Annotated in this window: 22 protein-coding genes; 15 read left to right on the top strand and 7 right to left on the bottom strand. The window is 70.5% G+C overall.

Translation table 11 applies throughout. From position 1 onward, the window contains the following. Positions 1 to 31: 31 nt before the first annotated feature. A complete protein-coding gene (locus A3Q37_RS12775; protein ID WP_065482726.1) occupies positions 32 to 1,027 on the bottom strand; it encodes a GlxA family transcriptional regulator in 996 nt (331 codons plus the stop codon). 157 nt (positions 1,028 to 1,184) lie between these two features. On the opposite strand from A3Q37_RS12775, the gene A3Q37_RS12770 reads away from it, so the two are divergent. From A3Q37_RS12770 to A3Q37_RS12755, 4 genes are all read left to right on the top strand, one after another. Further along, positions 1,185 to 1,772: a cysteine hydrolase family protein gene (locus A3Q37_RS12770; protein ID WP_065482723.1), complete on the top strand. Its 588-nt coding sequence runs from the start codon at positions 1,185 to 1,187 to the stop codon at positions 1,770 to 1,772. After that, positions 1,769 to 2,515, top strand: coding sequence for an isochorismatase family protein (locus A3Q37_RS12765; protein WP_107471527.1), 747 nt, complete (start codon positions 1,769 to 1,771; stop codon positions 2,513 to 2,515). The genes A3Q37_RS12770 and A3Q37_RS12765 overlap by 4 nt, the downstream gene beginning before the upstream one ends. A 260-nt stretch (positions 2,516 to 2,775) precedes the next feature. Further along, positions 2,776 to 3,906, top strand: a complete 1,131-nt coding sequence (locus tag A3Q37_RS12760; protein WP_065482719.1) for a hypothetical protein — start codon at positions 2,776 to 2,778, stop codon at positions 3,904 to 3,906. 285 nt (positions 3,907 to 4,191) lie between these two features. Further along, positions 4,192 to 5,580, top strand: coding sequence for an endonuclease/exonuclease/phosphatase family protein (locus A3Q37_RS12755; protein WP_065482716.1), 1,389 nt, complete (start codon positions 4,192 to 4,194; stop codon positions 5,578 to 5,580). A gap of 100 nt (positions 5,581 to 5,680) precedes the next feature. On the opposite strand, the gene A3Q37_RS12750 is transcribed toward A3Q37_RS12755, so the two are convergent. Then, on the bottom strand, positions 5,681 to 6,319 hold the full coding sequence (locus A3Q37_RS12750) for an HAD family phosphatase (RefSeq protein ID WP_065482713.1): 639 nt from the start codon (positions 6,317 to 6,319) through the stop codon (positions 5,681 to 5,683). A gap of 20 nt (positions 6,320 to 6,339) precedes the next feature. Continuing rightward, positions 6,340 to 6,786, bottom strand: coding sequence for a hypothetical protein (locus A3Q37_RS37220; RefSeq protein WP_065482710.1), 447 nt, complete (start codon positions 6,784 to 6,786; stop codon positions 6,340 to 6,342). A 477-nt stretch (positions 6,787 to 7,263) separates the two neighbouring features. On the opposite strand from A3Q37_RS37220, the gene A3Q37_RS12740 reads away from it, so the two are divergent. Beyond that, a complete protein-coding gene (locus tag A3Q37_RS12740) occupies positions 7,264 to 8,298 on the top strand; it encodes a hypothetical protein (protein ID WP_065482707.1) in 1,035 nt (344 codons plus the stop codon). 260 nt (positions 8,299 to 8,558) lie between these two features. Here A3Q37_RS12740 and A3Q37_RS12735 read toward each other — a convergent pair whose 3' ends face one another. The 4 genes from A3Q37_RS12735 to A3Q37_RS12720 form a co-directional block, all read right to left on the bottom strand. Continuing rightward, on the bottom strand, positions 8,559 to 9,038 hold the full coding sequence (locus tag A3Q37_RS12735; protein ID WP_065482704.1) for a PH domain-containing protein: 480 nt from the start codon (positions 9,036 to 9,038) through the stop codon (positions 8,559 to 8,561). 116 nt (positions 9,039 to 9,154) lie between these two features. Next, positions 9,155 to 9,433, bottom strand: coding sequence for a hypothetical protein (locus A3Q37_RS12730; RefSeq protein ID WP_255311796.1), 279 nt, complete (start codon positions 9,431 to 9,433; stop codon positions 9,155 to 9,157). A 147-nt stretch (positions 9,434 to 9,580) separates the two neighbouring features. Further along, the gene (locus A3Q37_RS37750) at positions 9,581 to 9,715 is read right to left on the bottom strand and encodes a hypothetical protein (protein ID WP_255311795.1); all 135 of its coding nucleotides are present in this window, start codon (positions 9,713 to 9,715) and stop codon (positions 9,581 to 9,583) included. A gap of 358 nt (positions 9,716 to 10,073) precedes the next feature. Beyond that, complete coding sequence (locus tag A3Q37_RS12720) at positions 10,074 to 11,897, bottom strand: bifunctional UDP-sugar hydrolase/5'-nucleotidase (RefSeq protein ID WP_065482695.1); 1,824 nt, start codon at positions 11,895 to 11,897, stop codon at positions 10,074 to 10,076. Positions 11,898 to 12,168: 271 nt separating this feature from the next. On the opposite strand from A3Q37_RS12720, the gene mshD reads away from it, so the two are divergent. The 10 genes from mshD to pstA all read left to right on the top strand — a co-directional run bounded on the left by mshD (position 12,169) and on the right by pstA (position 23,316). Continuing rightward, on the top strand, positions 12,169 to 13,092 hold the full coding sequence (gene mshD / locus A3Q37_RS12715) for a mycothiol synthase (RefSeq protein WP_065482692.1): 924 nt from the start codon (positions 12,169 to 12,171) through the stop codon (positions 13,090 to 13,092). A gap of 96 nt (positions 13,093 to 13,188) precedes the next feature. Continuing rightward, positions 13,189 to 13,671 (top strand): GntR family transcriptional regulator, encoded by a 483-nt coding sequence (locus tag A3Q37_RS12710; protein ID WP_065483307.1) that lies wholly within the window; start codon positions 13,189 to 13,191, stop codon positions 13,669 to 13,671. Further along, complete coding sequence (locus tag A3Q37_RS12705; protein WP_065482688.1) at positions 13,668 to 14,579, top strand: ABC transporter ATP-binding protein; 912 nt, start codon at positions 13,668 to 13,670, stop codon at positions 14,577 to 14,579. Before A3Q37_RS12710 ends, A3Q37_RS12705 begins: the two co-directional genes overlap by 4 nt. Then, positions 14,576 to 15,583 carry an ABC transporter permease gene (locus A3Q37_RS12700; protein WP_065482685.1) on the top strand — a complete coding sequence of 336 codons (1,008 nt, stop codon included), beginning with the start codon at positions 14,576 to 14,578 and terminating at the stop codon, positions 15,581 to 15,583. Before A3Q37_RS12705 ends, A3Q37_RS12700 begins: the two co-directional genes overlap by 4 nt. Before the next feature lie 329 nt (positions 15,584 to 15,912). Beyond that, positions 15,913 to 18,162: an RNA degradosome polyphosphate kinase gene (locus tag A3Q37_RS12695; RefSeq protein ID WP_065482682.1), complete on the top strand. Its 2,250-nt coding sequence runs from the start codon at positions 15,913 to 15,915 to the stop codon at positions 18,160 to 18,162. Continuing rightward, a complete protein-coding gene (locus A3Q37_RS12690) occupies positions 18,149 to 19,339 on the top strand; it encodes a CHAD domain-containing protein (RefSeq protein ID WP_065482679.1) in 1,191 nt (396 codons plus the stop codon). Before A3Q37_RS12695 ends, A3Q37_RS12690 begins: the two co-directional genes overlap by 14 nt. Next, entirely contained in the window at positions 19,336 to 19,770 is a 435-nt protein-coding gene (locus A3Q37_RS12685) for an NUDIX hydrolase (RefSeq protein ID WP_065482676.1), read from the top strand. The genes A3Q37_RS12690 and A3Q37_RS12685 overlap by 4 nt, the downstream gene beginning before the upstream one ends. Before the next feature lie 226 nt (positions 19,771 to 19,996). After that, positions 19,997 to 21,133, top strand: coding sequence for a phosphate ABC transporter substrate-binding protein PstS (pstS, locus tag A3Q37_RS12680; RefSeq protein WP_065482673.1), 1,137 nt, complete (start codon positions 19,997 to 19,999; stop codon positions 21,131 to 21,133). 102 nt (positions 21,134 to 21,235) lie between these two features. Next, positions 21,236 to 22,237 carry a phosphate ABC transporter permease subunit PstC gene (gene pstC, locus A3Q37_RS12675; protein ID WP_065482670.1) on the top strand — a complete coding sequence of 334 codons (1,002 nt, stop codon included), beginning with the start codon at positions 21,236 to 21,238 and terminating at the stop codon, positions 22,235 to 22,237. Continuing rightward, entirely contained in the window at positions 22,234 to 23,316 is a 1,083-nt protein-coding gene (gene pstA, locus A3Q37_RS12670; RefSeq protein ID WP_065482669.1) for a phosphate ABC transporter permease PstA, read from the top strand. Before pstC ends, pstA begins: the two co-directional genes overlap by 4 nt. The last annotated feature ends 26 nt before the right edge of the window (positions 23,317 to 23,342 follow it).

Here is a 23,342-nt window from a genome sequence, read left to right as displayed (position 1 = left end):
CCGGGGGGTCCCCGCTGCCCCTCCCCCGGGTTCACTCAACGGGCAAGGCCCGGAACCGGCTCCGGTACTCCGTCGGCGTCGCGTTCAACCGCCGCCGGAACGCCCGTACCAGCGTGTCCACGGTCCCGAACCCGCAGACGGACGCGATGCGTTCAAGGGTGGCGTCGGAGGACTCCAGCTCGTTACGGGCCTTTTCGACCCGTACGGACTCGATGTAGGCGTGCGGGGTCATGCCGAGTTCGGTCTTGAAGATCCGGGTCAGGTGGCGGTCGCTGACGTGCGCGTACTCCGCGAGGTCGACGACGGTGAGCCGGCGGCCGATGTTGCGCAGGATGTGGTGGCGCAGATCCTCGATGCGCCGCGTCGCCGAGATCTGCTCCAGCGGAACGCTGAACTGGCTCTGCCCGCTCTGCCGTTTCAGGTACATCACGAGCTGCCGGGCGACGCGCAGCGCGACGGCCTCACCGAGGTCGTCGGCGATCAGGGCCAGCGAGAGATCGAGACAGGCGCTGATCCCGGCCCCGGTCCACACATCGCCCTCGCGGATGAAGATCGGGTCGGCGTCGACCTCGATCTCCGGGTGGTCGTCGGCCAGTTGACGCGCGGTGGACCAGTGCGTGGTGGCGCGCTTGCCGTCGAGCAGCCCGGCGGCGGCCAGCAGATGCGCCCCGACGCAGACGGAGGTGGTCCGCCGGGTCCGGGCGGCGAGCGCCTTCACCCGTTCCACCAGCCCGGGATCGACGAGGGCGTGCACCCGCCGCTCGCTGTCGACCTCCACCGAGCCGGGCACGATGAGGGTGTCGATGCTCCGCCCGGCGGCCTCGTCGAACGTGAGATCCGGCAGGATGCGGACCCCGGCCCCGGTGGTGACGGGCTCCAACGTCTCGGCGGCCAGGACGACTTCGTACCCCGCGGCGTCGTCGGACTCGCGGCGGGCGAGCGAGAAGACCTCCGGGGGCCCGGTGACGTCGAGCAGGTCGACGCCGTCGAAGAGCACGATGACGACGAGCCGTCGAACGATGTCCATGGGTGACCCTCCCGTGAAGCCGACACCCGACCCATGTCGGTATCTGCATGCTAGACGTCATTGTGGACATGCGGGGCGGCTCATAGCGTGGAGAACAGCTCGCCGCACGGAAAGGGCGAGCACTCCCCGACGCACGACCCCCCGAGGCGGTACACCCATGTCCCGAACCACCCTGCGCGAACTCAACGGCTTCGACGCGGCCCCGGCCACGCTGACCGGCTCGACGCTGATCCTCGTCGACTTCCAGAACACGTACACCCGTGACGTGATGGAACTGGACGGCTGGCAGGCCTCGTTGGACGCCGCCGCGCAACTGCTGGAGCGGGCCCGCGAGGCGGGGACGAAGGTCGTCCACGTCATCAACGACGGCGGCGAGGGAACCCCGTACGACATCCGGGCCGAGATCGGACGGATCCACCCGGCGGTCGCCCCGGTCGACGGAGAGGCCGTCGTCGTCAAGCAGGTCCCGAACGCCTTCCACGGCACGGACCTCGGCGAGCACGTGCCCGAGGGCCAGGACGTGATCATCGCGGGCTGGATGACGCACATGTGCGTGGCGTTCACGGCGCAGGGCGCGTTCCTGCGCGGCAACCGCCCCACGGTCGTCGCCGACGCCTGCGCGACGAGGTCCCTGCCGGTCGCCGGGACGGACCTCGACGCCTGCCAGGTGCACTACAGCGCGCTGGCCACCATCGGCGACCTGTACGGGGTCGTCGTCGCATCCCAGAAGGAGATCGCCCGATGAAGCTGCTCCGTACCACCACCGCGATCGGCGTCGCCGCCGTCCTCGCCGCCACCGTGACCGCGTGCGGCGGGAGTTCGGAGGCCGCGACCGGCAAGGACGGCGGTGCCGGCGCATCGGCCGCGCCGAGCGCCGCAGCCAAGAACACCTCGGGGAACGTCGCGGAGGACACGACGACCCTGCGGACGCTCAACAAACTCGACGAGACCCCCGCCACGCTCGCCGACGCGACGCTGATCCTCGTCGACTACCAGAACACCTACACCGAAGGCGTGATGGAGCTCGACGGCTGGAAGCCCGCCGTGGAGAACACCGCGGCCCTGCTGAAGCGCGCCCGCGCGGCGAAGACGCCGGTCATCCACATCGTCGACAAGGGCTACGACCTGAAGTCCGAGGCCGGCCAGATCATCCCGGCGGTGAAGCCGGTCAAGGGCGAGCCGGTCGTCGAGAAGAGCGTGCCGAACGGCTTCCACGGCACGAACCTCGCCGATGAGGTCAAGAAGGCCGGACGCAAGAACGTCATCATCGCCGGGTTCATGACCAACATGTGCACGCTGTTCACCACGCAGGGCGCGTTCATCAACGGCAACAGCCCGACGGTCGTCGCCGACGCGTCCGCGACCCGCCCGCTGCCGCTGAACGGCAACCCGAACGGGATCCCGGCACAGCAGCTGCACGAGTCGGCGCTGGCGACGGTGCAGGACCTGTACGGGGTGGTGGTCCCGACGCAGAAGTCCCTGAAGTAGGGCTGCTGCCAGGACGGTTGGTGCGGGGCGGCGCGCCGAGGAGCGAGCGCCCCGCACCCCGGCATACCGAAGCACGCACACCCGCACACGTTCCTCTCCCCCCACTCCCCACTCCCCCCTCCCCCCTCCCCCCTCCCCCACTCCCCCACTCCCCCACTGGAAGTGAACCCCATGAGCACTTTCACCCCGAATTTCCCGACTTTCCCGATCCCCCCACTCCGCCAGAGATCGCACCACTATCCCCAACGGAGAACACGAAGATGGCTACCCGTAGAGGTTTCATAACCGGCGCTTCCGGCATCGGCACCGCGGCCCTCCTGGGCTACGCGGCGGCCCCGCAGGCAGCGGCGGCGACCGCCGACGGCGCGGCGGGCGCGGCGAAGGTCTCGCCGCAGCAGGCGAAGGACTCGCTCCTGGCCGTCAACGCGGGCATGCGCACCAATTACGCCGTGCTCAAGGCAGAACTGATCAAGCACCTTTCCCCGGTGATCGTCGTGCAGAACGACGCCAAGGGCGGCCGTTTCACGCTGGTGACGGAGAACGGCCAGGAGAGCGCGAACCCCGTCTCGGAGACGTTCGAGCTGGCGAAGTCCATCGCTCACGTACCGCTCGGGATCTTCTCGGTGATCGCCTCGTACCTGGCGGACCACATCCCCAACCTCCCGAACGCCGACCGCATCGACCCGCACGACCTGCTGATGGTGGCGTTCGACGACCACACGTCCACCGCGTGGATCCCGCCCCTCCAGGCGTACGCCGCCACGCTGACGACGGCCCGCCAGAACCTGCCCGACGCCGGGCTTCCGGCCGCGCTGACGACGTCGTGCGGCAACATCCTGGACGCCGCGCTCCGGTTCATCGAGACCTCGGTGACGACACAGTCGTTCGACATGAAGTCCTTCGAGGACTTCTCCGGCAGCGTCTACCCCGACATCCGCACCAACATGGAGCACGCGGCGCAGGCCCAGATCAAGGGCGTGCAGGACCAGATGACGGCCTGGCGCAGGAAGGTCGGCGAGACGGGCTGGGCCGATCTGTACTGCGTGGTGATCTCGCAGTGGACGACGAGCGTCCTGAACCAGAACACGATCATCATCAAGGACTGCATGAACCCGGCGAAGGTCGCCACGCACCTGATCGACCTGCCCGGCCTGGAGAACCCGGTCGACCCGGTGTTCACCGCCCTCGACAACCTGGCCCGGATCGTGCAGGACAACGTGGCGGCGGAGATGGTGTTCCCCAAGGACACCAAGGTCGCGGACGCCCTGAAGGGCAAGGAGGACCTGCTCTCCGACGAGATCCTCATCCAGCTCGGCACCGCCCGCGGCGTGACGAAGTCCGCCCCGACGTACAACATGGCGGCGGGCGCGGTATGCCCGATCAAGAAGTGACCGTGGTGGCTTAGGCCGCGACTCCTCGAAACGTGGGTCCTGGTTGGCACGACGCCCCCGTCCTGAGCGAGCGACTCGACGATCCGCAGCCCTCGCCCGGGCACCTGTGCGCCGGCTGCCTGCCGCACTTGTACGCCGAGAGCCTGTCGGCGGCCAATCGTTCACGTCTGGCCCGATAATCGCCAGACCCTATGATTCGTCCTGTTCAACTCAGAAGGTCCATATGAAGCGGAGCTCTCTTTGACCATACGAACAATCCGTACTGGAGTCCTGTGCGGGTTCCTGATGACGCTCCTCGCGCTGTTCATAGCGCCGCCTGCTCAGGCCGGTGACCCCCTCACGGAGAAGTCCGCGGGCCGTAAGTACGCGCTCCAGTCGAGGGCGGCCTCCGAGCGCGCCGGCAAGAAGATGTGCGTCTCGGCGGAGATCAACGACGCCGGCAACCAGGCCGGCAAGCTCCGCGCCCGGACGAACTGCGAAAGTCTGGACAGTCTCGGGTCGTGGGAGACCTTTACGCTACACACCAACGACAAGGGCTCGCGCGCAGCCTTGCGATCCGAGGCCAACGGCCTCTATGTGTCCGCCGAGTTCCACGACACGGGCTCCCACACGGGCATGTTGCGTGCCCGGCAGGCCGGCGCCATCGGCAACTGGGAACGGTTCGAACTGGAGTCCCGAGATGACGGCTGGTATTCGCTGAAGTACAACTTCACCGAGGGGGGCACGTCCAAGGACTATTTCGTCTCCGCCGAGATCAACAGCACCGGCTCGGACGAGGGACTCCTGCGAGCCCGTGCGACTGGTACACCCGGTTCCTGGGAGCAGTTCAAGCTTGTCGAGATCCCTTCCTCGTCGTCGCCGCCGGACGCAGCGTCCACGCCGGAGCGCAAGATCAACGTCCTGACGTGGAACGCCTGCGGCAACAACAGCGACTGCGCGATCTACGAGTACTCGGTCGACAGTTTCGCCAAAGCCGTCACGGACCGGGCCAAGCAGGCGAAGGCCGAGGTGATCCTGCTTCAGGAGTTCTGCGAGAAGCTCGCCAAGCCGCTGGAGAAGAAGCTGGAGGCGGACCTCAACGGTGGAGCGGACGCCTGGGACGTGCGTTTCGCCCCCATCCAGCACCAGATAGGAACAACCGAGCACTGGGCCCAGAAGTCGTGTGCCAAGAACCGCGGAGCCTATGGCGTCGCCATCGCCGTGCCCGCCGAGAACACCTGGTACAAGGCCTTGGAGCTGGACTCTCCCAAGAACACCGAGCGCCGCACCGCTCTGTGCGCTGCGATCCCGTCCTGGGCGGTCATGAGCTGCACGGCCCATTTCAGCACCGGCGGTAAAGGCTACGACGACGAAGACCGAAACCAGCAGAAAGCTCAGGCGGATTTCCTCGCGAGGAAGGTCGGATACACCGGTTACCGGGCCGTCTTCGGCGGCGATCTGAACGCCACCCCAACCGTGACGCCGAAGGGCAGCGATCTGCCGGTTCTTCTGTCGCTGTACCAGACACACAAAGAGTGCGATGACCCCCTCAATCGCACCACTGCGGGGAATTCGAAGCTGGACTACCTTTTCGTCCCGCCCTCCGCGACCTGGTCCGGTTGCACCGTTGGAGCGACAGCCGTGCCCTCGGACCACAAGCCCGTCTGGGGCACGGTGACCCTGCCCGCGCGCTGAGCACCGGGCTGTTCCGAACGACGAGAAGGCCCCTGCCGCGAGCACGGCAGGGGCCTTCTGCCCCGATGGCCAACGATGGGGCCGGCACCCGTGCCTCACCTCACGAACCGCCGGCCCCAACCCCGTACGCGGTCAGCAGACTTCGTACGTCCGCAAGGGATGCGACGCACACGCGCGCCTGCGCCAGCGCGTCTTCCGTGTGCGTCGTCGTCAGGCCGACGGCGATGCAGCCGGCCGCCACCGCCGCCTGGATACCCGCCGGCGCGTCCTCCACGACCAGGCATTCCGATGCCGGGACCCCGAGACGGGACGCGGCCAGGGTGAAGCAGTCCGGGGCGGGCTTCGCGTGGCGTACGTCGCTGGCGTAGACCCGTACGGCGGGGAGAGGCAGGCCCGTCGCGGCGAACCTGGCCTCCACGAAATCCCGGGCGCCGGAAGTCACGATGGCCCACGGGGCGCCGGACAGCGAATTCAGGAGGTCGGCGGCTCCTTCGATCGGCTGGATGCTGCCCATCTCCTCGGCCAGCAGACGGTCGAGCGTCTTGCGTTCGGTCGCCGGGTCCAGATGGGCGGCCACATCCCTGACCGTGTCCTCAGGCCGCCGCCCGAACGTCAGCTCCCACACCTTCTCCGGGTCCAGGCCCCGCGCCGCCGACCACGCGTCCCAGACCCTGCGGTGCGCGCCCGCCGAATCCAGCAGGACCCCGTCCACATCGAAGAGCACCGCAGAGATTTTCATACATGCATGCTCGCAGAGGTCTACTTGAGCTTGTACGAGCAGGGCTTGCCTTCCTTGCTTTCCACGACCTTCTTGCCGTCGACGGTGATCGAGCACGGTGCCGCGCCGAGCTTGCCGTCCGGCAGGGTCATGTGGCCGGGCGTGAGAATCACCAGCCGGCCCACCTCGCGCTCCGCGCCCCGTGCGGCGATGGTGGCCGTCTTCTTCCAGGGCAGGGTGATCTGCTCGAAGTCGGAGTCGTCGAGGGTGTACATGACGGTGCTCGCGCCTGTGCCCTCGACCTCGATCGTCACCTCATGCGGCGTGCCCTCGCCCTCACCGCTTCCGCCGGGTGCCTTCGGCGTCCCGGTGGTGGCCTCCGCGGCCGGGGCCTCCGCCTTGCTGTCCTTCGCGGGCTCCTCCGAACCGCATCCCGTCGGCAGGATCGCGGCCATGGCGAAGCTCGCCCCGATACGTATCTTGCGCATGATTCCCCCGTGCTGGGCATTTCCGGCGGTACCCGGCCCGCCAAGATTTCCCGGGCAACCCTATAAGGCCGACGGATCTCGGCCCGCCGCGCGCGAAGCCGTCACCGGGTCGTGCTCCGCCGCGACCCGGTGACGGGCCGCAGAAGCCCCCGGAAGGCCCCCGGAAGCCCCCACCGGATCGTGCGGCGGCGCGACCCACGGGCGTACGACGTCAACTACTAAAGAACCAAGAGAAAAAACCCAACCCAACCCCACCCACCCGGTGGGAACCTGACGGGTCCCCGGGTGCCTGGGCGGGTTTGGCAGCCTCCGCGAGGTCCGTCACTCGCACGGGTGACATTTCCCAACTCAGCTCGCTTTTGCGTGGGTTGCCCGGCATATGCTCACGCCAGACCACGTCCCACACACACTTCGGCCCCCGGCCGGGACTGCAATCCCGATCGAGGGCCTAGCCAACAAGGAAGAAGTAGCTTCCCGATGGATACCCAGCAGAGTACTGCCCTCGCCCGCGCCCTGGCGGAGGTTCCCGGACCTCTTCCCACCTCCGGCGTCATCCACATCACCATCCCGCACACCGAGCGCTTCACCGTCGTGGGCAACCATCTGGCCCAGCATCCTGATCTCAGCTGCACCGCCATCGGGGTTGCCGTACTCATCCAGTCCCTGCCCCAAGGGGCCGAAATCAGCATCAAGGCCCTCGCCGCCCGCTGCAAAGAAGGCGAAAAGCGCATCGCCGCCGCCCTCCGCGAACTCGAAGCCCACGGCTACCTGCAACGCCTACGCCACCGGCTCTCCGGCAAGAAGGTCATCACCCGCACCGTCTTCTGCAACCAGCCTGCTGCGCTGGTGCGCCCCCGTCGCCCGGTAGCGACAGCACCCGCGCCCGTGCAGGTGCCCGCGCCTGTAGCCGCACCCATCCAGGTGCCCGCGCCTGTACCCGTACCCATCCAGGTGCCCGCGCCCGCCCCCGTACCCATCCAGGCGCCCGCCCCCGTACCGACCGCCGCGCCGCCCGCGCCGCAGGCTCCGCCCCTCGTCCCGCCCCCCACCGCTCCCAAGCCGCCCCGCCCGCCCCTCCCTCAGCCCAGCCTCCTCACCCCCGAGCTCGACCGCGCCGCCACCGCCCTCCTCAGCGATCTCCGCCGCCACGCACCGCAGTTCACCCTCTCCGAGGACCACATCCGTCAGCTCGTCCCCGCCGTCGCCACCTGGCTCGAACGCGACGCAGACCCCGACACCATCCGTCGCGCCCTCACCGACGACCCGCCCCAGCCCCTCCGCCACCCCGTCAAACTCCTCAAGCACCGGCTGACCGCCCTGCTGCCCCCACCGCTCCCCGGCGCACACGACCTCGTCGCCCCCGCCCGGCCCCGCGTCGCCGTCACGCCCTTCCAGACCTGCGACGACTGCGACCGGGCCTTCCGCTCCCCCACCCCCGGCCACTGCCGCGACTGCCGCGAAACCCGCGCGCAGCACGAGCACCGCAGCGAGGGCGTGCCCGTCGCGGCCTGACCGCCGCTCCTTCACCGCGGGCGGGACCACCCAGCTGGAGGCGCTGCCACCCGACCAGCTCGCCGGCATCGTCCGCGCGGCCGTCGAGGAGCGCCTGGACATGGCCGTGTATGAGGCGGTCCTTGAACGGGAGGAGGAAGAACGGTCTGCTCTGCTGAGGGGGCTGGAGACGTAAGCCGCCGGTGGCGGTAGCGGAGTCGGGCGCGTACGAGGCCCACGGGGTCCAGCCAAGGCCACTGCCGGGGAGTGACCGCGCGCGTTCATTCAGGCTCTCGGGCAGTGGGCCCGTGGGCTTCGCTCCACCGGTGTCTGATCTCTTGCAGCCGCTCGTCGAACAGCGGGTCCCGCCCCGCGTGGGAGGTCATGGGTGCGGGCAGCCGGAACGACGTGCCGCTGTGGCAGCTGATCCTGATCCAGTAGTCGTAACGCCCTCCGTAGCCGCCGACCTGGTCCACGTCGATCGCGGAGATCTCGTGCCAGCGGGCGGTGCGGGACCGCAGAGGCCGCACCACCTGTATGCCGTCGGTGTTGATGCGGGTGCGTCCGAGGGCCATCCAGGCCAGCCAGGGGGCGGCCGGTATGGCCATCCAGCCGAGTGCGACGAGCAGTGACCCGATGCTGGTGTCCGGCCGCCTCCCCACGGTCGAGGCGTAGAGCGTGTAGAGCGCCAGGACTGTGGCCACTCCCGACCATATCCACCATGTGCGCTTCTGCGCCGGAATGTATTCGATGTCGTGCACCGTGGGATTCTAAGGGTCGGCCAGGCCCGCGCTTACGGGCTTCCCACGACCTGGGTGAGTACGGCCCTCAACGATCACACCACCCCGCTCACCAGCAACTTCAAGATGGCGCAGGCTCATACATCGGGCTGCCACTCCCGCACCCGCCGCCTCATGCGCGCGACGGGGATCGCGAGAGCCAGCAGGACGGGGATCCCGGCGGCGATGCCGACCCAGAGGACGAGGGCGAGGTAGCCGTAGGCCGCGTTTCTCGTGTCCTGGTCCGCCCGGATCAGGAAGACGACGCTCACCACGAGCGCCACCGCCATGAGGGTCCCCACGACGATCGCGGACCAGGTGAGGATTGCCGCCTTACGGCGGTAGTCGGCGGTCACTTCCCGGGGCTGGGGCTGCACGAACCCCCACGGAACACCGGGTGCACCGGCAACACCGGGCGCGCCGGGCGTGCCAGGCGGGTGGGGGCGGTGCGGGGGCGGTGGCTGCTGGGCGGACATGGGGCCAGTTCTACGCCGCGCCGCCCCGGAACACCACCCCGTCACGGGTCACACCTTGTGGCCGTCCCAGTTCACCGCGCTGAAGCTCCGCACCAGGGCGACCAGCGCCGCCCCCAGCCGCCAGTCCACCTCCGGCGCGTGCAGATGCAGCTTGTCGCCCCCCGACCGGAACTCCAGCGGCATCCGCCCGGCCGCACGCCAACGGATGCGCCGAGGGTCCAGCGGGTGCGCAGGCCCCGGCCCCGGAGCGCCTTCTCGCGCACGATCGTGCCGATCAACTCGCCCTGCGGGCCCAGTACCTGGAAGGTGGCGACCCCGCCGTCGGCGGACCGGGTCACCACGGTCGCCACCCGTTCCCGGCGGTGCTCGTCGGACCACAGCACGAAGGAGCGGGCACCGGTCCTGCGGGCCTCCAGGTAGACGGGGATGCCGCCCGGGGGCAGTTCGCGCTCGACGCGGGCCACCACGCTGTGCGTCCCTGATCCGTGAGTAGGGGCGGCCGGCCCGCAGGCCCGCCGCCCCTACTCAACTCACGCCGCTGCTACTGGATGACCGTGATCCGGTCCGTCGCCGGCGGGGCCAGCGGGGCCGTGGCCGTGGAGTGGGCCGCCAGGTAAGCGTTGAACAGGTCCAGGTCGGACGCGCCGACCAGCTTGTTCGTGCCCTCGCCCAGGGCCGGGAAGCCGTCGCCGCCGCCCGCGAGGAACTCGTTCATCGCGACACGGTAGGTGCGCGCCGGGTCGATCGCCTCACCGTTCAGCTTGATGGTGTCGGCGACCACGCGGTCCGCGCCACTCTTCGTCAGGTCCAGGGTGTAGGTGAGGCCCTTGGAGACCTGGAGGATCTTCGGTGCGGCCTCGTTGGGGCCGCTGACCTGCTGCTGGAGCGCGGAGACCAGCTGAGCACCGGTCAGGTCGACGACGTTCATCATGTTCGTGAACGGCTGCACGGTGAACGCCTCGCCGTACGTGACGACCCCGTCGCCCTCACTGCCGGACGCCTTGTACACCAGGTCCGCCCGGATACCGCCCGGGTTCATGAACGCGACTTCCGCGCCGCCCTTGTCCGCCGGGGCGAGGCCTTCCAGCTGGGCGTCGGCGATGACGTTGCCGAGCGGCTTCTCGGGGTCCGTGGAGCCGCGGCCGTTGATGTCCGCGCTGATCCAGCCCTGCGCCTTGTTCGCGATCGGGGCCGCCAGCTTGTTCCAGCGGTCAATCAGGCGGGTCATGTCGGGGGCCTTGGGCTGGTCCCGGGTCACGACGTGGTTCGCCGACTTCACCGACGTACGGACGATGTCGTTCGTGCGGCGGTCGTAGGTCAGCGTGGTGTCCGTGTACAGCTTGCCGAACGACGACGCCGAAGTGACCATGCGCGGCTTGCCGGACGGGTCCGGGACCGTGCAGACGTACGCCTGGTGGGTGTGGCCCGTGACCAGGGCGTCCACCTTCGGCGTGATGCCCTTGGCGATGTCGACGATCGGGCCGGAGATGCCGTCGCCCGCGCCGGGGCTGTCGCAGTCGTAGTTGTACGAGGTGGAGGCCGGGGCCCCGCCCTCGTGGATCAGGGCCACGATCGACTTGACGCCCTTGCGGTCCAGCTCCTTGGCGTACTTGTTGATCGTCTCGACCTCGTCGTGGAACTTCAGGCCCTTGACGCCGTTGGCCGTGACGATGTCCGGGGTGCCCTCCAGGGTCACTCCGATGAAGCCGATCTTGACGCCGTTCTTCTTCCAGACGGTGTACGGCTTCAGCAGTGGCTTGCCGGTCTTTTCCTTGGTCACGTTGGCCGCGAGGTAGGGGAAGTCCGCTCCCTTGAACTTCTTGCCCTTCTCGTAGCAGCCCTCGACCGGGTGGCAGCCGCCGTTCTGGAGGCGGGCCAGCTCGGTGGCGCCCTCGTCGAACTCGTGGTTGCCGACCGCCGTGACGTCCAGGTCGAGACCGTTCAGCGCCTCGATCGTCGGCTCGTCGTGGAAGAGGCCCGACAGCAGCGGACTCGCGCCGACCATGTCGCCGCCGGCCGCCGTGACGGAGTACGGATTGCCCTTGCGCGCCTTGCGCAGCGAGGTCGCCAGGTACTCGACGCCACCGGCCGGGATCGCCTCGACCGTGCCGTCCGCGTGCGTCTTGTTGACCGTACCGGCGGAACCGGCCGGTGGCTCCAGGTTGCCGTGCAGGTCGTTGAACGACAGCAACTGCACGTCGACGGTACGGGGCTTGTGGCCGTGCCCGTGCCCGTGGCCGTGCCCGTGGCCCCGGTCATGGGCCCCGGCCGGCATCGCGGCGACGAGCGCGCCCACGGTGGCCAGACCGGCCGCGGCGGCGAGCACCCGCCGGGACGCGCGGTTCTTCTGTGGAGTCGCTGACATCGGTCCCCTTGTGTGTCAGTGGTCATCAGTCAGTGGCCCCGGCGGTCAGTCGGTGGTGCCGCTGGTTCCACATGTCTGCATCCTGATCCTGCGTGCGCAGCCTAGAGTCAACGCGCGTAGCGCAACAGGTGTTCGGGGTTACGGACTGGTTGCCATCCGGCCACATGGCTCCTTCGGTTCCTGCTGCGCCTCTACCGGTACGGACGGGGCGGCCGCGTATCCGCCCCGCCGCGTCGCCACCCGGCGCACCCCTCGCCGTACGCTCGGAGGCATGACGACTGACGCACCCCTCCCCGCTCCCGGACGCGAGATTCAGGCCCTCGACGCACTCGACCCCGCACAGGCCGAGGCCGTCCTCGCCCTGCTCGCCGAGGCGGCCGCGTCCGACGGCCGGCAGGCGGTCTCCGAGCAGGGCCGGCTCCGGATCCGGGGCGGACACCGCGACGGCGTACGGCACTTCCTGCTCTCCGTCGACGGCACGCTCGCCGGGTACGCCCAGCTGGAGGACACCGACCCGGTCGAGGCCCCGGCCGCCGAGCTGGTCGTCCACCCCGACCGGCGCGGCAGCGGACACGGCCGGGCGCTCGGCGCCGCGCTCCTCGCCGCGACCGGGAAGCGGCTGCGGGTCTGGGCGCACGGCGGCACCTCCGCGGCCCGCCACCTCGCCCAGGTCCTCGGCCTCTCCCTCTTCCGCGAACTGCGCCAGCTGCGGCGGAGCCTGATCCCGCTCGACCTCGCCGAGCCGGTCCTGCCCGAGGGCGTCACCGTACGGACCTTCGAGCCGGGGCGGGACGACGCCGCCTGGCTCGCCGTGAACCGCGCCGCTTTCGCTCACCACCCGGAGCAGGGGTCGCTGACCCAACAGGACCTGGACGACCGCAAGGCGGAGCCCTGGTTCGACCCGAAGGGCTTCTTCCTGGCCGAGCGGGACGGGGAGATCGTCGGCTTCCACTGGACGAAGGTGCACGCCGAGGAGCAGATCGGCGAGGTGTACGTCGTCGGGGTCCTGCCCGAGGCGCAGGGCGGCGGCCTCGGCAAGGCGCTGACCTCGGTCGGCCTGCACCACCTGGCCGCCGAGGCCCTGCCCACCGCGATGCTCTACGTGGACGCGGACAACACGGCGGCCGTGACGGTGTACGAGCGCATGGGCTTCGCCACGCACGAGGTGGATCTGATGTACCGCACGGAGTCCTGACACTGCGCCATGTGCGCGAGGGGCGGCGTCACTTGACGTCGCCCCTCTTTTGCACCACCCTTTCACTACTCAATTAGTGAAAGGGTGGTGCTGAGCATGGCAGCCGAGTCCGCAGCGGTCGAGTTCCGCATCGACCGGCGCAGCGGCGTCGCCACCTACCTCCAGATCGTCCAGCAGACGAAGCAGGCCCTGCGCCTGGGCGTGCTCGAACCGGGCGACCGGCTGCCGACCGCCCGCGAGGTCGTGGAAGCCACCGCGATCAACCCGAACACCGTCCTCAAGGCCTACCGGGAGCTGGAGCGCGAAGGCCTCGTCGAGGCCCGCCGCGGGCTCGGCACCTTCGTCCGCCGGACGCTGGGCGGCGCGCCCGACGCGACCGCCGCCGACGCGCCCCTGCGCACCGAACTCGCCGACTGGGCCCGCCGGGCCCGGGCGGCCGGGCTGGAGAGGGACGACGTCGGCGCGCTCTTCACCGCCGTACTGGACAGCACGTACGGCACGAACGGAATGAACAGCACGAACGGCACGAACGGCACCGATTCCGCGGGCCGTTCACACGAGGGGGACCAGGAACGATGACCGGCGTCGCGATCGAGGCACACGGCCTCGGAAAGACCTACGGGCGCAGGGGCGGCGGCCATCGCGCCCTGCACGACTGCTCGTTCCGGCTGCCCGCCGGACGCGTCTGCGCCCTCGTCGGCCCCAACGGCGCGGGCAAGTCGACCCTGTTGAACCTGGCGGCCGGTCTCGACCGCCCCGGCGCCGGGTCCCTCGCCGTCCTCGGATCCACCGAGCCCGCCGCCGTACGCGACCGGATCGCCTTCGTCGCCCAGGACAAGCCGCTGTACCCGCAGCTCACCGTCGCGGACACGCTGTGGGCGGGCGCCGAGCTGAACCCCGGGCGCTGGGACGGCGCCACCGCCGACCGGATCGCCGGGACGCTGCCGCGCAGCGCCCGCGTCCGTACGCTCTCCGGCGGGCAGCGCACCCGGCTCGCGCTGGCCCTCGCGCTCGGCAAGCGGCCCGAACTGATGCTGCTGGACGAGCCGATGGCCGACCTCGACCCCCTCGTCCGGCACGAGCTGATGGGCGTCCTGATGGCGGAGACCGCCGAGCACGGCACCACGATCGTGATGTCCTCGCACATCCTCACCGAGCTGGAGGGCGCCTGCGACTACCTGCTGTTCGTCGACGGCGGGCACGTCCGGCTGGGCGGCGAGGCCGACGACATCGTCGCCGCGCACGCCCTGCTCACCGGCCAGGCCCGCGATCCGGCCCCGCACACCGTCGTCGAATCCCGTACGACGGGGCGTCAACTCACAGTCCTCGTCAGGAAGGAGGGCCCCGTGGACACCGCCGCCTGGGCCGTCACCCAGCCCTCCCTGGAGGAGCTGCTGCTCGCCCACCTCCGCTCCCCGGACGCACCACCACTGCTGACGCCGAGCGCTTCGGCGGGCGGGGCGCGGGCGGGGGTGACGTCGGCATGAGCACGCTCACGCCTCCGTCGGCCCCGAAGTCCGACGCCGTCGCCCCGCCCCCCGTCACCCTGCGCGGGTCCGCCCGCGTCCTGCTCCGCGTGCACCGCAAGGCCCTCTGGGCGGCGGGCGGTCTGCTGGTCATCGGCATCGGCATCGTCGTCGCGCTCCGTGTCTGGATGGCCTCCGCGAAGGAGCTGTGCTCCGACGGCGACATGACCCCGTGCGGTGGCGACTACCTGCCCAGCTACGCCCGTACGTCCTCCGAGCTCTACCTGTCCGACGGCGGCACGGTGCTGCTCCTGCTGGCCGGGCTCATCGGTGTCTTCGTGGCCGGACCGCTGATCGCCCGCGAACTGGAGAGCGGCACCTTCCGGCTGGCCTGGGCGCAGTCGGTCTCCCCCGCCCACTGGCTCGCAGCCCGGCTGGCCGTGCCCGCCGCGCTGGCGGTCATCGGCCTGACGGTCCTGATCGCCGTCTACCGCTGGGGGCTCTGGGCGCTCCGCGGATACCCGTACTCCCACCTGACCCCCTGGCACGCGTCCGGCATCTTCCCCGGCACCGGTCCCGCCCTCCTCGGCTTCGCGCTGCTGGCCGTGGCGGTGGGCGGACTGTGCGCGGTGCTCGTCCGCCGCACGCTGCTCTCCATGTCCCTCACCGGGCTCGTCCTCGGGGTGGTGGCCCTCGGCCTGGGCAAACGCCGTTACGAACTGTGGCCGCACGTCCTCCGTCAGGGGCAAGGCCCCCAGGCGGTCAGCCCGGTCGACTGGCACCTCGATTACGGCATGCTCACGGCATCGGGCCACAGGCTGTACTGGCAGGACTGCTTCGGCGACGGCATGGCGGAGGACGCCAGGGCCTGTATGCGCGCCCGGGGCGGAGTCACCCACTTCACCGAGGTCCACCCCGCCTCCCACTACTGGCCCCTCCAGCTCGTCGAGACCGGCATCCTCCTCGCCCTCGCCGCCCTCGCCGTGTTCGCCGCCTTCCGGGTCCTGCGCCGCCTGCACGGCTGAGGCCCCCCAAAAGCCGTCGTCCGGGCCCCACGAGGGGTGGGCCCGGACGACGAAGACGTACGCGCCGGCCCCGGCGCCGGCCCGCCACCGCGCACACGTACAGTGACCGCGAGGGTCCGTCGCGGCACACCCGCAGGCACACCGCTTCCTGTACGTCATGTCGCCGTTACCGGCCATTCAGACGCTCTTGCGACCCTCGCGGGATGCAGCCAGCTGTGCCCGCCCCCCGCCGCAACGGGAAAACCCCTGACCCGGGGTTTCCCGGACCTTCCGCGATCTTTCCGGGCTCCGACGCGCCCGAGGAGCGCTCCGCGCGGAACAATAGGTCCATGAGCCAGCAGCCCAGCTCCGAGGTCCCCGTCCAGCCCGCCGCCCAGCCGTCCGTCGGCTCGCTCGCCGCGCACCGGCCGCACGTCACCGCCGCGTCCAGCGGCGTCGGCTTCTCCACCGCCGCCGACCTGGATCCCGACCTGGACGCCGACGCGGACGCCTACGAGCCCGACCGGGACGGCGACGAGCTGCCCCAGGGGCGTTTCCTCGACCGCGAACGCAGCTGGCTCGCGTTCAACGAACGGGTCCTGGAGCTGGCCGAGGACCCGGCCACGCCCATCCTGGAGCGGGCCAACTTCCTCGCCATCTTCGCCTCGAACCTGGACGAGTTCTTCATGGTCCGGGTGGCCGGCCTCAAGCGCCGCATCGCCACCGGCGTCGCCACCCGCTCCGCCTCCGGCCTCCAGCCCCGCGAGGTCCTGGACCTCATCTGGACCCGCTCGCGCGAGCTCATGGCCCGGCACGCCGCCTGCTTCCAGCAGGACATCGCCCCGGACCTGTCCGACGAGGGCATCCAGCTGATCCGCTGGCCGGACCTGACCGAGAAGGAGCAGGCCCGCCTGTTCACCTTCTTCCGGCAGCGCGTCTTCCCGGTCCTGACCCCGCTGGCCGTCGACCCCGCGCACCCCTTCCCGTACATCTCCGGGCTCTCCCTCAACCTCGCCGTCGTCGTCCGCAACCCGGTCAGCGGCCACCGGCACTTCGCCCGGGTCAAGGTCCCGCCGCTGCTGACCCGCTTCCTGGAGGCGTCCCCGCAGCGGTACGTCCCCATCGAGGACGTCATCGCGGCGCACCTGGAGGAGCTGTTCCCGGGGATGGAGGTGCTGGCGCACCACATGTTCCGGGTCACCAGGAACGAGGACCTGGAGGTCGAGGAGGACGACGCGGAGAACCTGCTCCAGGCGCTGGAGAAGGAGCTCATGCGCCGCCGGTTCGGCCCGCCGGTGCGGCTGGAGGTCGAGGAGTCCATCGACCCGTACGTGCTGGACCTGCTGGTCCGCGAGCTGAAGGTGTCCGACGCGGAGGTCTACCCGCTGCCCGGCCCGCTCGACCTGACCGGGCTCTTCGCGATCGCCTCGCTGGACCGGCCCGAGCTGAAGTACCCGAAGTTCATCGCGGGCACCCACCGGGACCTGGCCGAGGTGGAGTCCGCGTCCGCGCCCGACATCTTCGCCGCCCTGCGCGAGCGGGACGTGCTGCTCCACCACCCGTACGACTCGTTCTCCACCTCCGTCCAGGCCTTCCTGGAGCAGGCGGCGGGCGACCCGGACGTGCTGGCCATCAAGCAGACGCTGTACCGCACCTCCGGCGACTCCCCGATAGTGGACGCCCTGATCGACGCCGCCGAGTCCGGCAAGCAGGTCCTCGTCCTCGTCGAGATCAAGGCCCGCTTCGACGAGCAGGCCAACATCAAGTGGGCCCGCAAGCTGGAGGAGGCGGGCTGCCATGTCGTCTACGGCCTCGTCGGGCTGAAGACCCACTGCAAGCTCTCGCTCGTCGTCCGCCAGGAGGGCGACACCCTGCGCCGCTACTCGCACGTCGGCACGGGCAACTACCACCCCAAGACCGCCAGGCTGTACGAGGACCTCGGCCTGCTCACGGCGGACCCGCAGGTCGGGGCTGACCTCTCCGACCTGTTCAACCGGCTCTCCGGCTACTCCCGGCGCGAGACCTACCGCCGCCTCCTGGTCGCCCCGAAGTCCCTGCGCGACGGGCTGATCGCCCGTATCAACAAGGAGATCGCCCACCACCGGGCCGGCCGCCCCGCCTACGTCCGGTTCAAGGTCAACTCGATGGTCGACGAAGCGATCATCGACGCCTGCTACCGGGCGGCCCAGGCGGGCGTCCCCGTCGACATCTGGGTGCGCGGGATCTGCGCGATCCGCCCCGGGGTCGCCGGGCTCTCCGAGAACATCCGGGTCCGCTCCATACTCGGCCGCTTCCTCGAACACTCCCGGATCTTCGCCTTCGGCAACGGCGGCGAGCCCGAGGTGTGGTTCGGCAGCGCCGACATGATGCACCGCAACCTCGACCGCCGGATCGAAGCCCTGGTCCGGGTCACCGACCCCGCCCACCGCGCCGCACTCAGCCGACTCCTGGAGACCGGTATGGCCGACACCACCTCCTCCTGGCACCTGGGCCCCGACGGGGACTGGACCCGGCACGCCACGGACGCGGACGGCCAGCCGCTGCGGCACGTCCAGGAAATGCTCATCGACGCCCGGAGGCGCAGGCGTGCGACGCCCTGACCAGCAGACGACGACCCGGCCGACCACGGGTCCCGCCCCGGAGACCGACGCCGCCGCGGACACCCAGGCCGCCGACGCCACGGCGGGCGCGCCGCCGGACGGGGGCGAAGAGCAGGTCCACCGCGCCGCCGAAGGCCACCCCACCGCCGCCCGCGCCGCCGAGGGCCACCTCACCGCAGCCCACGCCGCCGAAGGCCACCCCTCCGGCGACCTGACCACCGAGGCCGTCCTCGCGCCCTACCTCCGCGGGCAGGCCGCCGACTTCCTGCGCAGCCTGCGCCTGCACCACGAACACAGCGCCCCCGCCGAATCCGGCGGCCACGACGCCGCGGCCGCCACCCGCGCACTGCGCCGCGCGGCCCGCCGGATCAGCGGCTCCCTGCACACCTTCCGGGGCGCCCTCGACCCGCACTGGGCCGACCAGCTCCGCGCCGAGCTGGCCTGGCTCTCCGGCGTACTCGCCCGCGAACACGCCTACGCGAACCGGCTCACCCGGCTCGGCGAGGCCCTGCACCAGCTCTCCGGCCCCGCCGTCCCCGCCGCCCGGGGGGCCAGGGCCGCCGGGGACGCCGCCGCGTCCGACGCCCAGGGCCGCGCCGCCCTCGGGGTCGGGGCCGCGCGCGCCGGGGCGCTGCTGGAACGCCGCCTCACCCTCGCCCGGACCCGGTCGCACTCCGCGGCCCTCCAGGCGCTCGGCTCCTCCCGGTTCCACGCGGTCGCCGACGCCGTCGCGCTCCTGGCCTCCGACGTACCGCTGGCCCCCGGCACCGCGAGCCGGACCGCCGAGGCCCTCCTCGAACCCGCCGAACACGCCGAGCAACGCCTCCTCGCCGCGGTGGCCGCCCTCCCGCCCGCCGACTCCGAGCCGTACAACGAGGCGCAGGACGCGGCGTGGCACCAGGCCCGCCTGCTGCTGCGGCTCCACCGGTACGCCCACGAGGTCGTCCTCGGCTCCGCCGCCCCCGCCCTCGCCGCCTGCGGGCACGCCCTCGACCTGCACCGGGACGCGGTGGAGGCGGCCGCCGCGGCGGCAGCGGCGGCCCGCACCCCCCGGATCGCCCCGGCCACGGCGTACGCCCTGGGCGTGCTCCACGCGGACCAGCGCCACGAGGTGGAGGCGGCACGGGCGGTGTTCCGCGAGACCTGGCCGTACGCCACGGCCCTGACGGCCCCATGAACGGGGACCCGCAGGGCCTCATCCGCGCCGCGGGATGCGTGCTGTGGCGCCGAACCCCGGACGGGACCGGACCCGGGATCGGCGTGGAGGTGTGCCTCGTGCACCGCCCGAAGTACGGCGATTTCTCCTTCCCGAAGGGCAAACTCAAGCGCGACGAGGAGCCGCTCGCCGCCGCCGTACGGGAGGTGCTGGAGGAGACCGGGCACCACTGCGCCCCGGGCCCCCGCCTCCCCACCTCCCACTACGTGGTGGACGGCCGCCCCAAGGTCGTCGACTACTGGGCGGCCGAGGCGACCGGCGGCTCGTTCACCGCCAACGACGAGGTGGACCGCATCCTCTGGCTGGCCCCCGACGCCGCCCGCGCCCGGCTCACCCAGCCCCGTGACGTACGGCAGCTGACCGCGTTCCTGGACGCGCTGCCCAGGCCCTGATCACCGCACCGACCTGATCACGCCCTGACCACCGCTGCGGACCATCCCCGCACCCGCCTGCCCGACACGGTTCACCTGCCGTTCACTCTCCCCCGTCGACGGCTTCACCTGTTCTGCCTAATTTCGGACGTACAAGGTGCGCGGCGACAAGCCACAGCACCCCTCCTCATCGCACGCCGTCGTAGAACGAAACGACCACGGCGGCTCCTGGAAGGAACACCCGAAAGTGAAGCTTCAGCGCAAGAACCGGCTTCGTGCCACCGCGCTCGGTGCCCTCGCCGTCTCCGGCGCCCTGGTCCTCACGGCGTGCGGTTCGGACGACAACGCGAGCGGCGGCACGGCCGGCACCGGCGAGAAGACGACCGCCGCGTCGAACGTCGACTGCGGCAAGGCCAAGGGCCAGCTGCGTGCCTCCGGCTCCAGCGCGCAGAAGAACGCCATGGACCTCTGGGTCAAGAACTACATGGCCGCCTGCTCCGGCGTGGAGATCAACTACAACTCGTCCTCCTCCGGCGAGGGCATCGTCGCCTTCAACCAGGGCACCGTCGGCTTCGCCGGCTCCGACTCGGCGCTGAAGCCCGAAGAGGTCGCCGACTCCAAGAAGATGTGCAAGACCGGCCAGGGCATCAACCTGCCGATGGTCGGCGGCCCGGTCGCGATCGGTTACCACCTGGAGGGTGTCGACAAGCTCACGCTGGACGCCCCGACCCTCGCCAAGATCTTCGACACGAAGATCAAGAAGTGGAACGACCCGGCGATCGCCAAGCTGAACGACGGCGTCGACCTCCCGGACAAGGCCATCCAGGCCTTCCACCGCTCCGAGGACTCCGGCACCACGCAGAACCTCGGCAAGTACCTCGGCGCCGCGGCCCCGAACGACTGGAAGTACGAGGCCGAGAAGAAGTGGCCGGCCCCCGGTGGCCAGGCCGCGTCCAACTCGTCCGGCATCGCCGCCCAGGTGAAGCAGGTCGACGGCGCGATCGGTTACTTCGAGCTCTCCTACGCCAAGTCCCAGAACATCTCCACGGTGGACATCAACACCGGTGGCGCCGCCCCCGTCCAGGCCACCTCGGAGAACGCCTCCAAGGCCATCGCCGCCGCCAAGATCAAGGGCACCGGCAAGGACCTGGCGCTCGACCTCGACTACACCACCAAGGCCGAGGGCGCCTACCCGCTGGTCCTGGTGACGTACGAGGTCGTCTGCGACAGCGGCAACAAGCCCGAGACGCTCGACACCGTCAAGTCCTTCCTCTCCTACGCCGCCTCCGACGACGGCCAGAAGATCCTGACCGACGCCGGCTACGCCCCGATCCCGGCCGAGATCAACGCCAAGGTCCGCGAGACCATCGGCTCCCTCTCGTAACACCCCGGGGCGGCCGGGTCCCCACCCGGGCCCGGCCGCCCCGACCATCCGGTGCACCGCCGCCAGGGGAGCCACGGCTCCCCCACACAGACCGGAAAGACCATGGCTTCCACCACACCCATAGACATGCCACCGGCCCCGCCGGCCCCGCCCGAACGGGCCGGGCGCGCCCAGTCCACCGGGCGCATGGGCGACAAGATCTTCCTGGGCCTCTCCCGCGGCTCGGGCATCCTGCTGCTCGTGATCATGGCGTCGATCGCCGTGTTCCTCACCTACCGCTCGGTGCTCGCCATCTCGAAGGACGAGGGCAACTTCCTCACCACCTTCGACTGGAACCCGGCCGGCGACCCCCCGGTCTTCGGCATCGCGGTCCTGCTCTTCGGCACGGTCGTCAGCTCGATCATCGCGATGGTCATCGCGGTTCCGATCGCTGTCGGCATCGCCCTGTTCATCTCGCACTACGCGCCGCGCAAGCTGGCCGCCCCGATCGCGTACGTCGTCGACCTGCTGGCCGCCGTGCCCAGCATCGTCTACGGCATCTGGGGCGCCCTCGTCCTCGTGCCGTATCTGGAGGGCCTCAACCTCTGGCTCGACCAGTTCTTCGGCTGGACGTACATCTTCGAGAAGACCGAGGTCGGCGTCGCCCGCTCGCTCTTCACCGTCGGCATCCTGCTCGCGATCATGATCCTGCCGATCGTGACCAGCGTGAGCCGCGAGGTCTTCCTCCAGGTCCCGAAGATGAACGAGGAGGCCGCGCTCGCGCTCGGCGCCACCCGCTGGGAGGTCATCCGCCTCTCCGTGCTGCCCTTCGGCCGCTCCGGCATCATCTCCGCCTCGATGCTGGGCCTCGGCCGCGCGCTCGGCGAGACGATGGCCGTCGCCACGGTCCTCTCCCCGAACTTCCTCATCTCGCTGCACCTGCTCAACCCGGGCGGCGGAACGTTCGCCCAGAACATCGCGGCCAAGTTCGGCGAGGCCGACGCGTTCGGGCGGGACGCCCTGATCGCCTCCGGGCTCGTCCTCTTCGTCCTCACCCTGCTGGTCAACGGCGCGGCCCGGCTCATCATCGCCCGCCGCAAGGAGTACTCGGGGGCCAACGCATGAGCCACGCACCCACCGGCGTCATGGAACGCCCGTCGCCCGCCTCGCCCTCCCCGAAGAGCAGCCTCGGCAGCCGCTCCCTGCCCCGCTTCGCGCCGCTCGGCTTCGCCGTCGTCTCCGTCGCGCTCGGCGTCGGCCTCTCGCTGGCCGCCGGCTGGGAGAGCCGCATCCAGTGGGGCCTGATCTCGGCCCTGTTCTTCCTGGCGATCTCCTACGTCGCCACGACCGTCGTCGAGAACCAGCGCCAGGCCAAGGACCGCCTCGCCACCAGCGTGATGTGGGTCTGCTTCCTGGTCGCCGTCGTCCCGCTCGCCTCGCTGCTCTGGACGACGATCGTCCGCGGCGCCGAGCGCCTCGACGGCTACTTCCTCACCCACTCGATGGCCGGTGTGCTCGGCTCCGAGGCCAGCGGCGGCGTCTACCACGCGCTGATCGGCACCCTGGAGCAGGTCGGCATCGCCACGGTGATCTCCGCCCCGCTCGGCCTGCTGACCGCCGTCTACCTCGTCGAGTACGGCAAGGGCTCGCTGGCCAGGGCCGTCACCTTCTTCGTCGACGTGATGACGGGCATCCCGTCCATCGTCGCCGGTCTCTTCATCCTGTCGATCATGCTGATCGCCAATCTGGAGCCCTCCGGCCTGATGGGCGCGCTCGCCCTGACGATCCTGATGATCCCCGTCGTGGTCCGCTCCACCGAGGAGATGCTCAAGCTCGTCCCCAACGAGCTGCGCGAGGCCTCCCTCGCCCTCGGCATCCCGAAGTGGCGCACCATCCTGAAGGTGGTCCTGCCGACCGCGATCGGCGGCATCACCACGGGCGTCATGCTCGCCATCGCCCGTATCGCCGGTGAGACGGCCCCGATCATCCTGCTGGTCTTCGGCAGCCAGCTGATCAACGCGAACCCCTTCGAAGGCGCCCAGTCCTCGCTGCCGTTCTACATCTACGAGCAGTACAAGATCGGCGAGGCCGCCTCGTACGACCGCGCCTGGGCAGCGGCCCTCGTGCTGATCGCCTTCGTCATGATCCTCAACCTCGTGGCCCGCGGCATCGCCCGCTGGAAGGCCCCGAAGACCGGTCGCTGACGCGGCCATCAGCGACCTCCCGAAAG

It is taken from the genome of Streptomyces sp. PTY087I2 (assembly GCF_001687325.1).
Taxonomy (GTDB): domain Bacteria; phylum Actinomycetota; class Actinomycetes; order Streptomycetales; family Streptomycetaceae; genus Streptomyces.
The sequence above is the reverse complement of the archived record's forward strand: the minus strand, read 5'-3'. Positions and strand labels throughout refer to the sequence as shown.

Coding starts and splice junctions, on each gene's coding strand:
- A3Q37_RS12720 (WP_065482695.1), bottom strand. CDS start 11,897: ATGTCAGCGACTCCACAGAAGAACCGCGCGTCCCGGCGGGTGCTCGCC.
- A3Q37_RS12750 (WP_065482713.1), bottom strand. CDS start 6,319: ATGAAAATCTCTGCGGTGCTCTTCGATGTGGACGGGGTCCTGCTGGAT.
- pstC (WP_065482670.1), top strand. CDS start 21,236: ATGGCTTCCACCACACCCATAGACATGCCACCGGCCCCGCCGGCCCCG.
- A3Q37_RS12755 (WP_065482716.1), top strand. CDS start 4,192: ATGACGCTCCTCGCGCTGTTCATAGCGCCGCCTGCTCAGGCCGGTGAC.
- A3Q37_RS12775 (WP_065482726.1), bottom strand. CDS start 1,027: ATGGACATCGTTCGACGGCTCGTCGTCATCGTGCTCTTCGACGGCGTC.
- A3Q37_RS12685 (WP_065482676.1), top strand. CDS start 19,336: ATGAACGGGGACCCGCAGGGCCTCATCCGCGCCGCGGGATGCGTGCTG.
- pstA (WP_065482669.1), top strand. CDS start 22,234: ATGAGCCACGCACCCACCGGCGTCATGGAACGCCCGTCGCCCGCCTCG.
- A3Q37_RS12765 (WP_107471527.1), top strand. CDS start 1,769: ATGAAGCTGCTCCGTACCACCACCGCGATCGGCGTCGCCGCCGTCCTC.
- A3Q37_RS12740 (WP_065482707.1), top strand. CDS start 7,264: ATGGATACCCAGCAGAGTACTGCCCTCGCCCGCGCCCTGGCGGAGGTT.
- A3Q37_RS12705 (WP_065482688.1), top strand. CDS start 13,668: ATGACCGGCGTCGCGATCGAGGCACACGGCCTCGGAAAGACCTACGGG.
- A3Q37_RS37220 (WP_065482710.1), bottom strand. CDS start 6,786: ATGCGCAAGATACGTATCGGGGCGAGCTTCGCCATGGCCGCGATCCTG.
- A3Q37_RS12695 (WP_065482682.1), top strand. CDS start 15,913: ATGAGCCAGCAGCCCAGCTCCGAGGTCCCCGTCCAGCCCGCCGCCCAG.
- A3Q37_RS37750 (WP_255311795.1), bottom strand. CDS start 9,715: ATGCCGCTGGAGTTCCGGTCGGGGGGCGACAAGCTGCATCTGCACGCG.
- A3Q37_RS12710 (WP_065483307.1), top strand. CDS start 13,189: ATGGCAGCCGAGTCCGCAGCGGTCGAGTTCCGCATCGACCGGCGCAGC.
- mshD (WP_065482692.1), top strand. CDS start 12,169: ATGACGACTGACGCACCCCTCCCCGCTCCCGGACGCGAGATTCAGGCC.
- A3Q37_RS12700 (WP_065482685.1), top strand. CDS start 14,576: ATGAGCACGCTCACGCCTCCGTCGGCCCCGAAGTCCGACGCCGTCGCC.
- A3Q37_RS12760 (WP_065482719.1), top strand. CDS start 2,776: ATGGCTACCCGTAGAGGTTTCATAACCGGCGCTTCCGGCATCGGCACC.
- A3Q37_RS12770 (WP_065482723.1), top strand. CDS start 1,185: ATGTCCCGAACCACCCTGCGCGAACTCAACGGCTTCGACGCGGCCCCG.